We start from the raw sequence: 13,062 nt of genomic DNA, 5'->3' as shown, positions 1-13,062 counted from the left end.
AAGGGCCTCCTGATTACTAGGATTTGGGGCTTGGACCCCGGACCGTCAAGTCGAAATCCTGTCCGCTTCAGGCGGAATGGACCGCGCGGTCCTGTAGGCGCCGCACCTGGGGCACCAGGGTCTCCAGGAAGGCCTCCACCTCCCCGGCCGTGGTGGCCCACCCCGTGCTGACCCGGAGCGAACCGCGCGCCCGATTCGACGGGATCCCCATGGCCAGCAGCACCGGGGAAGGCTCCAGGCTGCCGCTGGCGCAGGCGGAGCCGCTGGAGACGGCGAAGCCCGACAGGTCCAGGTTCATCAGCAGGGTCTCCGCCTCCACGTCCGGAAGCAGGAGACAACTGGTATTGGGGAGGCGCTCGGCGGCGTCGCCGACCACCTCTACGCCAACCCCGGCCCCGCGCAAACCGTCCTCCAGGCGGTCACGCAGGCCGCGGGCATGGGCGCCGGCCGCCTCCAGCCGCTCCCGGGCGAGCCCGGCGGCCACGCCGAAGCCGAGGATCCCCGCCACGTTCTCGGTTCCGGCGCGCCGCTCCCGCTCGTGGCCACCGCCGTGCAGGAACGGGTCCACGGGAAGGCGCCGGGCGTCCCGGATCAGCGCGCCCACTCCCTGCGGACCGCCGATCTTGTGCGCGGACAGGCTCATGGCCGCCGCGCCGGAGCCGGCGAAATCCACCGGCATCTTGCCCGCGGCCTGCACCGCGTCGGTGTGGAGGGGAATGCCGTATTCCGCACACACGGCGGCCAGCTCCGCCACGGGCTGGAGAACACCGGTCTCGTTGTTGGCCCACATCACCGAGACCAGCCCCACGGGTCCGTGGGCCTCCAGGGCTTCCCGCAGGGCGGCGGGAGTAACGCGTCCCTCTCCATCCACCGCCACTTCCGCCACGGGAAAGCCGCGACCCGCCAGGTACCGGGCGGTCTCCCTCACCGAGGGGTGCTCGGTGGCGCCCACCAGCAGCGTCCGCGCGCCCCCGTCCTGCCAGGCGAAGCCCTTCAGCACCGCATTGTTCGCCTCGGTGGCGCCGCCCGTAAAGCTCACCTCCCTCGGACTGCATCCCGCCAGGGCCGCCACCCGCTCGCGGGCCGTTTCCAGACGCGAACGGGCGCGCCGCCCCCAGCCGTGTACCGAGGAGGGATTGCCCCATCCCTCGGCGAGGCACTCGGCCACCTCCCCCCGGACCGCGGGGTCGGGCGGCGCGGTGGCATTGTAATCGAGGTAGGCGCCCAATTTAGCTCCGGGCCTGGGCCTTGATATGAGTGCCCGCCGGGCCTTCCATGACGCTGGTGCGGCCCTGATTCTCCTCCACCAGCTGATCCAGGCTCACGGCGGCCAGGAAATCGTAGATGTGGTCGCCGAGCCGCATCCACAGCCAGTGCGTCAGGCAATGCTCCGTGCCCTTGCACATCTTGCCTTCGTTGCCCCCGCACTGGGTCGCGGAGATGGGCTCGTCCACCGCCAGGATGATGTCCGAAACGGTGGTTTCGTTCATGGCGCGGGCGAGCATGTACCCGCCCCCGGGGCCGCGGACGCTCTCCACAAGGCCGGTGCGGCGCAGGCGACCGAACAGCTGCTCCAGGTAGGACAGGGAGATCATCTGCCGCTCGGCGATATCGGCGAGTGCCACGGGACCATCCTGGCCATGCAGGGCCAGATCTACCATGGCCGTTACGGCGTAGCGCCCCTTGGTCGTCAGTCGCACAATCCACTCCTTGCAGGCTGTTTCGCCTTGTTTGGCCCGCCCGGCTAGCCGTTTCCGGTCCGCCGGGCGGTTTGCGTTCTCGAGGCCGTCCGGGACGCCTCGCCCCCCGCTTGCTCCTGATCCTCTTGCCCCTCTTCCACAGGGCAGTTCCAGCCCTCAACCTCCTCGTCGTCCGTCGGGACCGGGCTCCGATGATCATGTTCCAGCGTTTCCAAGCGCCGCTCCACCGCGTGGACGTGCTCGGAAATGCATTCCACCGCCTTGGCCACCGGATCGGGCATGCGCTCCTTCTCGCCATAGGGGGCGAAGCCCTCCCCGGTCCGTACGCCGTCCTTGTTCACCACCCGGCCGGGCACACCGACCACCACGGCGTTCTCCGGGACGTTCTTGATGACCACGGCGTTGGAGCCGATGCGGCTGTCGCTGCCGACCTCTATAGGGCCCAGGATCTTGGCCCCGGCCCCCACCACCACGCGGTCGCCCAGCGTCGGGTGGCGCCGCTCGCGCTTCCAGGTGGTTCCACCCAGGGTGACGCCGTGGTACAGGGTAACGTCGTCGCCCACCTTGGCGGTCTCCCCGATCACCACGCCCATGCCGTGGTCAATGAAGAACCGCCGTCCGATCTCCGCGCCCGGATGGATCTCGATGCCCGTCAGGAACCGGGCCACATGGGACAGAAAGCGCGCCAGCCAGCGCCAGCGGCTGCACCAGAGCCGGTGGGTGAGCCTATAGCACAGGACCGCATGCACCCCGGGATAGGTGGTCAGCACCTCCCACCGGTTCCGCGCGGCCGGATCCCGCTCGAAGACGGCATCGGTATGGTCCCGGATCGTCCGGGTAAGGGACTGGAACATAAGCGCCGATTAATACCTACTCGGTTTATGGGGTTTTTTACTAAGACCGAGTAAGCATGTCAAGAATCCCGACCGTTTTCCTCGGTGGGTATTTTTTTGTATTCCTCCCGGCCGGAGCGTGGGCGATGGCCGTGGATCCGCTTCTCGATGGCGCTCAGGAAACCGCGAAAGAAATGCACTTCCGTTTCGCTGGGTCCGGCCCGCAGCAGGAGCCGCCGCATGCGCCGGTCCGTGCGCTTGGGACTCTGGGGGTTCACGAAGCCCACGTCCCGCACCACCCGCTCCAGGTGCTCGAACAAGCCCGATAATACTCGTCCGCCCGCGGGCAGGGCATCCGCATCCTGCTCCGCCCCCGAGGCGGCCCGCTCCGCCAGCAGGGCCTCATAGGCCAGGATCTGCACCGCCTGAGCGAGGTTCAGGCTGCTGTACTCCGCCGTGGGGATGTTCACCAGGCGGTCGCATTGGTCCAGCTCCTCGTTGGTGAGGCCATTGCGCTCGCGTCCGAAAACGAGCACCGTACGCCGCCCCGCGGCCGCCTGCGCCAACTGCTCCTCGAGCGCGGCGCGCGGGCCGCGGACGGGAATGCTGAGCTCCCGGGCCCGAGCGGTGGTGCCGGCCACCCACTCGGCGTCCGCCAGGGCCGATTCCAGGTCCGCATGCACCGTGGCCGCGGCGAGCACGTCGTCGGCCCCGGAGGCACGCGCCGTGGCCTCCGCGTCCGGAAAGCGCAGCGGCCGCACCAGGCGCAGATCGCCCAGTCCCATGTTCTTCATGGCCCGCGCCGCGGCGCCGATATTTCCGGGATGGCTGGGCTCCACCAAAACAATGGCCACCTTGTCCAAGCACATCCTGCTATCCTTTTCCGCTTCCCCCGATTCCCGCCACCACGCGTTGCATGGCGGTATGGGGGGAGGTTACCGTTAGCCGGCCGTTTCGCAGCCAAGGGGACTCCCATGCATCCCATGTTGAATACCGCCGTCCGGGCAGCCCGCTCGGCCGGGGACCTGATCGTCCGTGCCTTCGATCGCGTCGATGAGCTCACCGTAAGCTCCAAGGGCCACCACGACTTCGTCACCCAGGTGGACCAGGCCGCGGAGGAGACCATCGTCAACGCGCTCCACAAGGCCTATCCGGACCACACCATCCTCGGCGAGGAGGGCGGGGCCCACGGCGAGGGCTCCCGTTACCGCTGGATCATCGATCCCCTGGACGGAACCACCAACTTCCTGCAGGGACTCCCCCACTTCGCCGTCTCCATCGCCCTGGAGGTGGACGGCAAGCTCGACCAGGCCGTCATCTACGACCCGGTGAAGAACGACCTGTTCGTGGCTTCCAAGGGCGCCGGGGCCCAGCTCAACGAGCGGCGCATCCGGGTCCCGGAGCGCAGGGGCCTGGACGGGGCCCTGCTGGCCACCGGCTTCCCCTTCCGGTATCCCCACCTGATGGAGGCGTATCTGGACACCTTCCGCTCCTACATCCGGCAAACCAGCGGTATCCGCCGGTGGGGCTCGGCGGCCCTGGACCTGGCCTATACGGCCTGCGGACGCTACGACGGCTACTGGGAGTTCAAGCTCAACCCCTGGGACGTGGCGGCCGGCGCCCTGATCGTCCGCGAAGCGGGCGGCATCGTAACGGACTTCGATGGCGGAGACGACTTCTTCACCTCCGGCAACATCCTCGCCGCCTCGCCCCGCGTCCACCGCGCCATGCTTTCCGAGCTGCGCAGCCACGTGCCTGCCGACCAGCGGCGCTGATGGCGCCCCAACCTTGAAAGGGTGTCCCGGAAGCTCCACTGTCGGGGGTGGATCGAAACAGTTGCACGCGAGCTCCACTCGCAATTCCTGCATCCGACAGGAGAGCCAAATGGACGTGAAACGCTCCAATGAAGGGCACGGAGAATATATTCTCACCTTCGATAAGGACGAGATCGAGGACCTGGCCGACCCGGTGATGGGGAAAGCCGCCCAGATGTCGCGCTCCCTGCTGGACCTCGGCTATGTGCTGCGGGAGGCCAAATACGCCATGCGGGACAATTTCCGCCAGCCGCCGCACGCATTCAACGAGCAGGCCCCGAAACAGCCTAGCGTGGAGGACTGAGCCATGCGCATCGTCAACCAGGGGAAGGAGCAGGTCCAGATCGCGGTGCATTCCGAGGAGGCCCGTTTCCTGCTGAGCGACCTCAAGAGCCACGCGGGGCTCATGGAAGGCGAGGCGGACGACCTCATCGAGGCCCTGGAAGAAGCGGGCGTGGAGCCCTACGAATACCCCACCAACTATCGCCTGGAATACCCGCAGCACTGGTACAACATCCGCCGCGCCGCGCCCGAGGAGGTCACACTGACCCGCCAGGAAGTGGTCGGCATGTAGCCATGCCTTGCAACGGTGAGCGCCCGGGGCTTCGGCCCCGGGTTTTTTTATTCCACCGCGAACATGGGGTGCAACCGGACTGCCCGCCTTCCCGCCCCTGGGATACGGTGAATAGGCCTTCCTCCGGGAAGGAGCCCGTCACCCAAGGAGGCAACGGCATGAACGGAGAAACCGGAAAGAACCATTCCCGCCTGGATAAGATGATCCAGGAGCACCGCAACGATCCGTATTTCCTGCGCGCCAAATACAATCAGCCCGCGATCTGCAAGGAGTGCGGCGTGGTCTTCGACGACGGCATCTTCCAATGGATGAAGACGCCCCCGGAGAAGGCCGAGCGCATGACCTGTCCGGCCTGCTACCGCATCAAGGAGAATTATGTGGGGGGCGTGGTGACCCTGGAGGGCGATTTCCTGCAACAGCACTGGGAAGACATCCGCAATCTCATCGAGAACGTGGAGAAGCGCGAAGCGGGCAGGCGTCCTTTGGAGCGGATCATCGGGATTCGAAAAGAGGACGACGGTTCCGTTATAATCCGCACTACTTACGAGCATCTGGCGCGCGGCATCGCGGACGCCATCCATCGCGCCCACAAGGGGGATTTGGACATCAAGTACCCGAGCGAAGACAAATATGTTCTGGCCCACTGGCGACGGGACCAATGACCCGGGCTAGCGGGCCGGCCTTTTTCTTCCCGCTGCTGGCGGCCGCGTGCCTGCTGCTTCCCCAGGCCGCGGTCGCGCAGGCCCGGGGCGGCGGCGCCATCGTCCACACCGCCGCGCTGGTGGGCTACGATGTCTGGATCGGCCAGAGCTCCGAGCTTTCGGATCGGCGCTGGGGCTACGGCGCCACCTTCAAGTACTTCGGTGGCTCCGCAGAGACCAGCCGCCTGGGAATCGGCGTAACCTGGATGCACAACACGCTGAAGGTATCCTCCCCCTATAGCGCCGACGGCCGCACGTTCGACGAGGACCTGGACCTCGACCGCGTAGGCGTGGACCTCTATTACGGCCTCCCCGCCAACACCCGCAACGAAGTGCCCTATTTCCTGGCTGGCGGGGGACAGCTCACGGCTGAAGGCGGTACCGTCAACGGCGACACCGAGAGCGTGAGCGAGAATTTCTGGGAAGTGGGCATGGGCATCATCAACGGTGGCTCCCGGTACACTTCCTTCGCGCTGGAGCTGAAGTACATCGGCAAGATGGGCTCGGAGATCCGCGAGGACGACGGCATCATCGAGCTGTCCATGTCCATCGGCTACAACTGGTAGCTACGCTCCTGCCGATTCCTTATTGCCGCCGCCATACCAGCGTGCGGTTATTGGCCGGCATGGCGTAATCCGCCTCCAGGCGCAGACCCACCCCTTCCGCCAGCCCTTCCAGATCCCGCAGGTCCCGGATGCCGCTATGCGGATCCCGTCCCCGGAGCATTTCGTCGAAGCGGGCGTTGCTTTCGCTGGTGTGCGCACCGTCATAGGAGAACGGCCCGTACAGGCAGAAGGCGGCCCCGCCCGGAAGCATACTCGCCACCCCGGTGAACAGGCGCTCCACCTGCGGCCAGCTCACGATGTGCGCGGTATTGGCCGAGAACACCCCGTCCGCGGCGGCGACGGGCCAGTCCGTCTGACCGAGGTCCAGCACCAGCGGCTCCCGCACATTGGCCACGCCCGCCTCCGCCAGCCAGGCCCGGATACCCGGCAGGTTCTCCGCGACGTCCGTGGGCTGCCAGGTGAGATGCGGCAGGTGGCGGCCGAAATGGACGGCGTGCTGCCCGGTGCCGCTACCGATCTCCAGGATGGTGCCCGGCTCACGGAATACCTCGGCGAGCACCTCCAGAATGGGCGCCTTGTTGTTTTCGCAGGCCTGCGAGAACGGCTTGGCCATGGGCTGTTTTTCCTCCGATGGATGAATTCGGGAGCCCTGGTAGGGAATCCACGCGGCAGCGGCTTCCCGCGAGCGCCCCGCTAGCCGCCCGTTCCCAGTATGAAAGCGCCCAGCAGGTACAGGGAGAGCACCACAACGCTCTCCAGACCGATACGCCCCGGCCCTACCCGCTCCCGCCGGAGCAGACCGAGCACCAGAACACCGGCCATGAGCAGCGTCAGGGCGGCCAGCGCCGGCTCCAGGGGGCTCATGGCGTGGTAGATGGAACCTTCGGGATAGGCCATGTCCGCGACGGCGGCAAAGAGCGTATCAAAGGCGTTGCCCCCCAGCACGCCGCCCACCGCCAGGGTCAGGGCACCGCGCCGCACGGCCGCCACGGAAGTCACCAGCTCCGGCAGGCTGGTGACCACCGCCACCATCAGCGCACCCACGAAGCTCTGGCTCAGCCCCGTCTGCATGGCGAGGGACTCCCCGGCCCGGGTCACGCCCCACCCGGCCACGGACACAGCCAGCGCCGAGGCGGCGAATCCCGCCCACAGAAAGGCGAGCGAGCCCCGTTTGACGGTCTCGGGGTCCGGCTGGTCCGTGCGGGTCGCCGCGGTGCGCCGGGGGTGCCACATGGGCTCCTCCCGGCTTTCCGCCACCAGCCGGGCCCCGTAGCCATAGGCGATCAGCAGCAGGGGACTGATGGGGTGCACGCCCAGGAAGGTCACCTCCGGAGCCTGGGAGGCCAGAAGCAGGCCCCCGAGCAGGATTACCAGGAGCACGCCCCACATCATGTTCGGCAGGGAGGCGGCGGCATGCTCCAGGTTGGCCCGGCGATAGGCGATATCCGCAATGGCGAGGAAAGCGGTCTGAACCGCGATGCCGCCCAGGGCGTTGGACATCGCCAGCGACGGATGGCCGTTCCAGGCGGCGGTCACGGAGGCGATGATCCCGGGCAGGGAAGTACTCGCCCCCAGGAACACCGCGCCCACGAAGGCCTCGCCGAGGCCGGTCCGGTCGGCCAGCCGATCGGCCAGGCTGGCCAGGCGCACCCCGACGAAGGCGATCACCAGGGCGCCGAGGACGAAGACGGCCACACTGGGGCCCACGGGCCAGATCTGATCGGTCACGCGTAACTCCGGTTCGGGAAGCCGGCGGCAGGCGACGCTTTTTGCCGAGAACGGGCGACTTCCAGGCTCATGATGGAAGGTTTATGCTGGCCGGGGACCTCGGCGGCGGCTGGATGGTCCCCGGACGGCCGCCAGGACCAGGAGCCGGTTTCACGGGCACCACACCCGTCAGCCGGGGCGGGTCGATTCAAGGCACGCCCTTTCCATGATCGATGTTCGCTCAGGAGCCCTCCAGCGTGATCACCATCGCCACCTTCGACAACCAGGCGCTCGCCCATATCGCCAAGGGCCGGCTGGAGGCGGAAGGCATTCCGGCGCGTCTGGCGGATGACCACCTGGTACAGACCGACTGGCTCTACGGCGCCGCCCTGGGCGGCATCAAGATCCAGGTACCCGAGGCCCATGCGGCCCGTGCCCGCTCCATACTCGCCGAGGATCATTCCGGCGAGCTGGATCTCGACCGGGAGGAGCCGGAGCCCGTGGTCGAATCCCCAGGGCAGGGTACCTCCTCCGCCCCCATAAGGCGGGTGGACGTGGCCAAATGGGCCGCGCTGGTCCATTTGGCCGCCTTTGCCGGCCTCCTCATCCCCCTGGGCCACCTCCTGGGGCCATTGCTGGCCTGGCTCGGCCGCCGCGCCACGGACCCACGAGTGGACCGGGAAGGACGGGAGGCTGTCAACTTCCAGCTGAGCGTCACCCTCTACGCCCTCGCAGCCCTGGCAATGGCCAGCCCCGCCCTCGCCTATCCGGCCATCCTGGCCCTGTTCGTGGCGGACACCCTCCTGGTGCTCTACGCCGCCTTGCGCGCCAACCGCAACCAGCCCTTCCGCTACCCCCTCACTATCCGCGTCCTCTCCTGAAATCCGGGCGCCTCCGGCGTCGCCCCGCAGCAATGGGCCGACCGGATTGATCAGGATCATGGAAGGCCCCGGAAGTTGCATCCAGGATACCCCTAAACAATTTCCACGGGAGCGCGCGCCATGTCCTGGTCTTCCATGGCCGGACCCCGCCCGAGCCGGCGGGACCGGCGCCTTTCGGGAGGGGATATCCATGAGTGAGGCATTCACCAAGTCCATGGCCCGGAACATCTTCTACGGGGGCAGCCTGTTCTTCATCCTCCTGTTCCTGGCCCTGACCGTCGACACCCATACCGCCGTCCCCGAGCGGTCCAACGCGGACCAGCTAACGCCCAAGGTGGCCAAGGGCAAGGAGGTCTGGGAGGAGCACGACTGCATCGGCTGCCACACCCTGCTCGGCGAGGGCGCCTATTACGCGCCGGAGCTGGGCAACGTATACACCAGGCGCGGCCCCGCATTCATCAAGAGCTGGATCAAGACCCAGCCAACCGGGGCTCCGGGACGCCGGCAGATGCCCCACTTCGACCTCACGGAGGCGGAGCTGGACGCCCTGGTGGCCTTCCTGAAATGGACGGACGAAATCGACACCGCCGAATGGCCGCCGAACGTGGAGGGGTAAGACACCATGCAGTACGCCTCGCAATCCGTAGCCAAGCCCTACTTCATCGCCGCCATCGGGCTGTTCCTGGTGCAGATCCTGTTCGGCCTGATCATGGGCCTGCAATACGTGGTGGGGGATTTCCTGTTCCCCGCGATCCCTTTCAACGTCGCCCGTCTGGTCCATACCAACGCCCTGATCGTCTGGCTGCTGTTCGGCTTCATGGGCGCCTCCTACTACCTGGTTCCCGAGGAGTCGGAAACCGAGCTCCACAGCCCCCGGCTCGCCATCGGGCTGTTCTGGACCTTCCTGGGGGCGGTTCTCCTGACGGTTCTGGGCTACCTGCTGCTGCGCTACTCCACCCTGGCCGAGATCACCGGCAATCACCTATGGCCCACCATGGGCCGGGAGTTCCTGGAGCAGCCCACCATCATCAAGGCCGGGCTCGTCGTCATCATCCTGGGCTTCATCTACAACCTGGCCATGACCGTGCTCAAGGGCCGCAAGACGGTGGTTTCCTCGGTACTGCTCATCGGCCTGGTGGGGCTCGCCGGCCTGTTCCTGTTCGCCTTCTTCAATCCCGCCAACCTGGTGCTGGACAAGTTCTACTGGTGGTGGGTGGTCCACCTCTGGGTTGAAGGCGTCTGGGAGCTGATCATGGCCTCCATCCTCGCCTTCGTGCTGATCAAGATCACCGGTGTGGACCGCGAGGTGATCGAGAAGTGGCTCTACGTGATCATCGCCGTGACGCTCATCACCGGGATCATCGGCACCGGCCACCACTACTTCTGGATCGGTGCCCCCGATTACTGGCAGTGGTGGGGCTCCATCTTCTCGGCCCTGGAACCGATCCCGTTCTTCATGATGGTGGTGTTCGCTTTCAACATGGTGAACCGGCGGCGGCGCGACCATCCCAACCAGGCGGCCACGCTGTGGGCGCTGGGAACCGCGGTTATGGCCTTCCTGGGGGCCGGCGTCTGGGGCTTCATGCACACCCTGGCCCCCGTCAACTACTACACCCACGGCACCCAGATCACCGCCGCCCACGGCCACCTGGCCTTCTTCGGAGCCTACGTGCTGGTGGTGCTGACCATGATCTCCTACGCCATGCCGCACCTGCGCGGCCAGGGCGAGGCGGCCAGCAACAGGGCGCAGGTGCTGGAGATGTGGTCCTTCTGGCTCATGAGCGTGTCCATGGCCTTCATCGTGCTGTTCCTGACCGCCGCCGGCATCCTGCAGGTATGGCTCCAGCGCTACAGCGCCGATCCGCAGCCCTTCATGCTCGTGCAGGACAAGATCGCCCTGTTCTACTGGGCCCGGGAGCTCGCCGGCGTGGTCTTCCTGACGGGCGCGGTGGTCTACGTCTGGAGCTTCTTCGCCAAGGGCGCCACGGTAAAGGACAAAGCCGCCGCCGAAGCCGCGGCCTGAGCACCGACAAGCCGGAAGCGGGGCTCCGTCCCCGCCCGGCTCCATCATGGCTGGCTTACCGCAGGGAAGCGGGAACCTCGGGGGCACCCCGCTAGACCGGAGAACCCGTATCCCCGCCGGCTCTGCGGCAAGCCCGCCTCCCACTGGGGGACCCATGCACGCCACTACGGAAACCGAAACGGGGCCTTCGGATCTCCGGAGCCAGCCGCCGGGGGACCTGGCCATGTGGGTGTTCATTCTCGCCGAGCTGCTGGTTTTCGGCATCTTTTTCGCCGCCTACGCCTTCGCCCGGGCCCAGAATCCGGCGCTTTTCGACCACTACCAGCAGACCCTGAGCCGCGCTTCGGGGCTGCTCAATACGGTCGTGCTGATAACGGCCAGCTATTTCGCGGTCCGCGCGCTGGACGCCATCCGGGCCGGAAGCCGGGACCGCTGCGTCCGGTGGCTGGCCGCGGCCCTGGGCATGGGCGGGGTGTTCCTGGCGGTGAAGGGGGGCGAATTCGTCCACCACTTCGGGGAAGGGGTGCGGCTGTCCTCCAATACCTTCTATATGTTCTATCTGTCCCTGACCTTCTTCCATTTCATGCACGTGATCATGGGAATGGTGATCCTGGCCGCCGTGGCCGCGAAGGCCCGGGCCGGGGCCTACTCCGTGGACGAGCACACCGGCGTGGAGACGGGCACCGCCTACTGGCACATGGTGGACCTGGTGTGGCTGATCCTGTTCCCGCTCGTCTATGTCATGCACTGAGAATGTCCGGCATCCCCGCTCAGGAGACCCGCCATGCACGCAGGAACCTCCGCCACCCGGATCTGGCTGCTCCTCCTGGCCCTCACCGGGATCACCTTCGCCGCCGGGAAAGCACACCTGGAAGGTCCCGCCCTGGTCCTGTCCGTGCTGGGCATCGCCCTCTACAAGGGCCGTCTGGTGGCGTGGCACTTCATGGAGCTGCAACGGGTCCGGCCCCTGTGGCGCGGGATCCTGGGCGGTTACCTGGCCATGGTGGGACTGCTTGTCGCCGTTGCCTTTCTGATCACCACCGCTTGAGGTAGGCCCATGAAGCCGAGCGCCGTATCCGCCGACAATCTCCCGCAAGCCCCCTACTACCTACCGCAGGGCCGGGAGGTGGAGCTCTTCCGGCACGCCCACCACAACCAGCTTCCGGTGCTCCTCAAGGGGCCCACGGGCTGCGGCAAGACCCGCTTTATCGAGCACATGGCCGCCGTCCTGGACCGCCCGCTGTACACGGTGGCCTGCCACGACGATCTGTCGGCCTCCGACCTCGTGGGACGCCACCTGATCGGCGACGGGGCCACCTACTGGTCGGACGGCCCGCTCACCCGGGCGGTGCGGGAAGGGGGCATCTGCTACCTGGATGAGGTGGTGGAAGCCCGCAAGGACACCACCGTGGTCCTCCACCCGCTCTCCGACGACCGGCGCATGCTGCCCATCGAGCGCACCGGGGAAACGCTGCAGGCGCCGCCGGAGTTCATGCTGGTGGTGTCCTACAACCCCGGCTACCAAAACCTCCTCAAGGGCATGAAGACCAGCACCCGGCAGCGTTTCGTGGGCCTGCGCTTCGACTTCCCCGATCCGGAGCGGGAGCGGGCGATCGTGGCGGCGGAAAGCGGTCTCGACGACGAGCGGGTCGGCCCGCTGGTGGAGCTGGCGCGCGACCTGCGCAACCTCAAGGACCACGACCTGGAGGAGGCCCCCTCCACCCGGCTGGTGGTCCATGCGGCGGTGCTGGTCCGGGACGGCTTCCGGCCCGCGGAGGCCGCGCGCTCCGCGCTGGTGGAACCGCTCACCGACGATGAGGAAACGGCGATGGCGTTGATGGAGGTGGTGGATGCCGTACTCGGCCAGTAAAAGCATGCGGGACCCCGCTCCCGACCGGAATATCGCGATCGCCGCGGAGTCCCTCTACCTGATCAATCTGCTGCCCGCGCCGTTGGTCGGCTTCCTGGTGCTGCTCTGGCTGTACCGGAGGCACCACGCAGGCGCCTCGCCGGTGACGCGCTGTCATTTGCGCCAGACCCTGGTGGTGAGCATCTGGGCGGGAATCCTGATCGCCCTGGCTGCCGGGGCGATCCTGGTGCTGGGCGGGCTGGACAATCCCGCCACCTGGGTCCTGATGATCCTCTACGTGGTCTGTGTCCACTCCGCCTTCATCCTGTTCGGCGTGGTGGCCCTGAGCCGGGCGCAGGCCGGCCTGCCCTACCGGTATCCGCTCGTGGGACCTCGGTGCGAGGCGGGTTGACG

The 13,062-nt window shown here is 67.1% G+C and carries 18 protein-coding genes; 12 read left to right on the top strand and 6 right to left on the bottom strand.

Annotated elements, in window-relative coordinates; translation table 11 throughout:
• Positions 1-67 precede the first annotated feature (67 nt).
• Genes ACERLL_RS08390 through ACERLL_RS08375 form a run of 4 tightly spaced genes read right to left on the bottom strand, consistent with a single transcriptional unit; the run spans position 68 to position 3,402 of the window.
• On the bottom strand, positions 68-1,228 hold the full coding sequence (locus ACERLL_RS08390) for a cysteine desulfurase family protein (RefSeq protein ID WP_373655628.1): 1,161 nt from the start codon (positions 1,226-1,228) through the stop codon (positions 68-70).
• A gap of 1 nt (position 1,229) precedes the next feature.
• Positions 1,230-1,700 carry an Rrf2 family transcriptional regulator gene (locus ACERLL_RS08385; protein ID WP_373655627.1) on the bottom strand — a complete coding sequence of 157 codons (471 nt, stop codon included), beginning with the start codon at positions 1,698-1,700 and terminating at the stop codon, positions 1,230-1,232.
• A 44-nt stretch (positions 1,701-1,744) separates the two neighbouring features.
• A complete protein-coding gene (cysE, locus tag ACERLL_RS08380; protein WP_373655626.1) occupies positions 1,745-2,554 on the bottom strand; it encodes a serine O-acetyltransferase in 810 nt (269 codons plus the stop codon).
• Between the two features lie 59 nt (positions 2,555-2,613).
• Positions 2,614-3,402, bottom strand: a complete 789-nt coding sequence (locus ACERLL_RS08375) for an RNA methyltransferase (RefSeq protein ID WP_373655625.1) — start codon at positions 3,400-3,402, stop codon at positions 2,614-2,616.
• A gap of 105 nt (positions 3,403-3,507) precedes the next feature.
• Between ACERLL_RS08375 and ACERLL_RS08370 the strand changes: the two genes are divergently transcribed.
• The 5 genes from ACERLL_RS08370 to ACERLL_RS08350 all read left to right on the top strand — a co-directional run bounded on the left by ACERLL_RS08370 (position 3,508) and on the right by ACERLL_RS08350 (position 6,188).
• Complete coding sequence (locus tag ACERLL_RS08370) at positions 3,508-4,308, top strand: inositol monophosphatase family protein (protein WP_373655624.1); 801 nt, start codon at positions 3,508-3,510, stop codon at positions 4,306-4,308.
• 109 nt (positions 4,309-4,417) lie between these two features.
• Positions 4,418-4,651 (top strand): hypothetical protein, encoded by a 234-nt coding sequence (locus ACERLL_RS08365; protein ID WP_373655623.1) that lies wholly within the window; start codon positions 4,418-4,420, stop codon positions 4,649-4,651.
• A 3-nt stretch (positions 4,652-4,654) separates the two neighbouring features.
• Positions 4,655-4,921 carry a hypothetical protein gene (locus ACERLL_RS08360; protein ID WP_373655622.1) on the top strand — a complete coding sequence of 89 codons (267 nt, stop codon included), beginning with the start codon at positions 4,655-4,657 and terminating at the stop codon, positions 4,919-4,921.
• Positions 4,922-5,079: 158 nt separating this feature from the next.
• The gene (locus tag ACERLL_RS08355) at positions 5,080-5,583 is read left to right on the top strand and encodes a BCAM0308 family protein (protein WP_373655621.1); all 504 of its coding nucleotides are present in this window, start codon (positions 5,080-5,082) and stop codon (positions 5,581-5,583) included.
• On the top strand, positions 5,580-6,188 hold the full coding sequence (locus ACERLL_RS08350; protein WP_373655620.1) for a hypothetical protein: 609 nt from the start codon (positions 5,580-5,582) through the stop codon (positions 6,186-6,188). Before ACERLL_RS08355 ends, ACERLL_RS08350 begins: the two co-directional genes overlap by 4 nt.
• A 19-nt stretch (positions 6,189-6,207) precedes the next feature.
• On the opposite strand, the gene ACERLL_RS08345 is transcribed toward ACERLL_RS08350, so the two are convergent.
• Together ACERLL_RS08345 and ACERLL_RS08340 are read right to left on the bottom strand one after the other, a co-directional pair.
• A complete protein-coding gene (locus ACERLL_RS08345) occupies positions 6,208-6,801 on the bottom strand; it encodes a DUF938 domain-containing protein (protein ID WP_373655619.1) in 594 nt (197 codons plus the stop codon).
• 80 nt (positions 6,802-6,881) lie between these two features.
• On the bottom strand, positions 6,882-7,916 hold the full coding sequence (locus tag ACERLL_RS08340) for a sodium:calcium antiporter (RefSeq protein WP_373655618.1): 1,035 nt from the start codon (positions 7,914-7,916) through the stop codon (positions 6,882-6,884).
• A 236-nt stretch (positions 7,917-8,152) separates the two neighbouring features.
• Between ACERLL_RS08340 and ACERLL_RS08335 the strand changes: the two genes are divergently transcribed.
• From ACERLL_RS08335 to ACERLL_RS08305, 7 genes are all read left to right on the top strand, one after another.
• Positions 8,153-8,776, top strand: a complete 624-nt coding sequence (locus ACERLL_RS08335; protein WP_373655617.1) for a magnetosome magnetite crystal formation protein family — start codon at positions 8,153-8,155, stop codon at positions 8,774-8,776.
• A gap of 190 nt (positions 8,777-8,966) precedes the next feature.
• Positions 8,967-9,392, top strand: coding sequence for a c-type cytochrome (locus ACERLL_RS08330; protein WP_373655616.1), 426 nt, complete (start codon positions 8,967-8,969; stop codon positions 9,390-9,392).
• A gap of 6 nt (positions 9,393-9,398) precedes the next feature.
• A complete protein-coding gene (locus ACERLL_RS08325) occupies positions 9,399-10,799 on the top strand; it encodes a cbb3-type cytochrome c oxidase subunit I (RefSeq protein WP_373655615.1) in 1,401 nt (466 codons plus the stop codon).
• A gap of 154 nt (positions 10,800-10,953) precedes the next feature.
• Positions 10,954-11,550 carry a cytochrome c oxidase subunit 3 family protein gene (locus ACERLL_RS08320; protein WP_373655614.1) on the top strand — a complete coding sequence of 199 codons (597 nt, stop codon included), beginning with the start codon at positions 10,954-10,956 and terminating at the stop codon, positions 11,548-11,550.
• Positions 11,551-11,583: 33 nt separating this feature from the next.
• Positions 11,584-11,847 (top strand): cytochrome C oxidase subunit IV family protein, encoded by a 264-nt coding sequence (locus ACERLL_RS08315; protein ID WP_373655613.1) that lies wholly within the window; start codon positions 11,584-11,586, stop codon positions 11,845-11,847.
• Between the two features lie 9 nt (positions 11,848-11,856).
• The gene (locus tag ACERLL_RS08310; RefSeq protein WP_373655612.1) at positions 11,857-12,669 is read left to right on the top strand and encodes a CbbQ/NirQ/NorQ/GpvN family protein; all 813 of its coding nucleotides are present in this window, start codon (positions 11,857-11,859) and stop codon (positions 12,667-12,669) included.
• A complete protein-coding gene (locus tag ACERLL_RS08305; RefSeq protein ID WP_373655611.1) occupies positions 12,650-13,060 on the top strand; it encodes a magnetosome magnetite crystal formation protein family in 411 nt (136 codons plus the stop codon). The genes ACERLL_RS08310 and ACERLL_RS08305 overlap by 20 nt, the downstream gene beginning before the upstream one ends.
• The last annotated feature ends 2 nt before the right edge of the window (positions 13,061-13,062 follow it).

It is taken from the genome of Thiohalorhabdus sp. Cl-TMA (assembly GCF_041821045.1).
Taxonomy (GTDB): Bacteria; Pseudomonadota; Gammaproteobacteria; order Thiohalorhabdales; family Thiohalorhabdaceae; genus Thiohalorhabdus; species Thiohalorhabdus methylotropha.
The sequence above is the reverse complement of the archived record's forward strand: the minus strand, read 5'-3'. Positions and strand labels throughout refer to the sequence as shown.

Excerpts from the sequence above, each read along its gene's own strand:
- cysE (WP_373655626.1), bottom strand. The coding sequence starts at position 2,554 with ATGTTCCAGTCCCTTACCCGGACGATCCGGGACCATACCGATGCCGTC.
- ACERLL_RS08375 (WP_373655625.1), bottom strand. The coding sequence starts at position 3,402 with ATGTGCTTGGACAAGGTGGCCATTGTTTTGGTGGAGCCCAGCCATCCC.
- ACERLL_RS08370 (WP_373655624.1), top strand. The coding sequence starts at position 3,508 with ATGCATCCCATGTTGAATACCGCCGTCCGGGCAGCCCGCTCGGCCGGG.
- ACERLL_RS08365 (WP_373655623.1), top strand. The coding sequence starts at position 4,418 with ATGGACGTGAAACGCTCCAATGAAGGGCACGGAGAATATATTCTCACC.
- ACERLL_RS08360 (WP_373655622.1), top strand. The coding sequence starts at position 4,655 with ATGCGCATCGTCAACCAGGGGAAGGAGCAGGTCCAGATCGCGGTGCAT.
- ACERLL_RS08355 (WP_373655621.1), top strand. The coding sequence starts at position 5,080 with ATGAACGGAGAAACCGGAAAGAACCATTCCCGCCTGGATAAGATGATC.
- ACERLL_RS08350 (WP_373655620.1), top strand. The coding sequence starts at position 5,580 with ATGACCCGGGCTAGCGGGCCGGCCTTTTTCTTCCCGCTGCTGGCGGCC.
- ACERLL_RS08345 (WP_373655619.1), bottom strand. The coding sequence starts at position 6,801 with ATGGCCAAGCCGTTCTCGCAGGCCTGCGAAAACAACAAGGCGCCCATT.
- ACERLL_RS08330 (WP_373655616.1), top strand. The coding sequence starts at position 8,967 with ATGAGTGAGGCATTCACCAAGTCCATGGCCCGGAACATCTTCTACGGG.
- ACERLL_RS08325 (WP_373655615.1), top strand. The coding sequence starts at position 9,399 with ATGCAGTACGCCTCGCAATCCGTAGCCAAGCCCTACTTCATCGCCGCC.
- ACERLL_RS08320 (WP_373655614.1), top strand. The coding sequence starts at position 10,954 with ATGCACGCCACTACGGAAACCGAAACGGGGCCTTCGGATCTCCGGAGC.
- ACERLL_RS08315 (WP_373655613.1), top strand. The coding sequence starts at position 11,584 with ATGCACGCAGGAACCTCCGCCACCCGGATCTGGCTGCTCCTCCTGGCC.
- ACERLL_RS08310 (WP_373655612.1), top strand. The coding sequence starts at position 11,857 with ATGAAGCCGAGCGCCGTATCCGCCGACAATCTCCCGCAAGCCCCCTAC.
- ACERLL_RS08305 (WP_373655611.1), top strand. The coding sequence starts at position 12,650 with ATGCCGTACTCGGCCAGTAAAAGCATGCGGGACCCCGCTCCCGACCGG.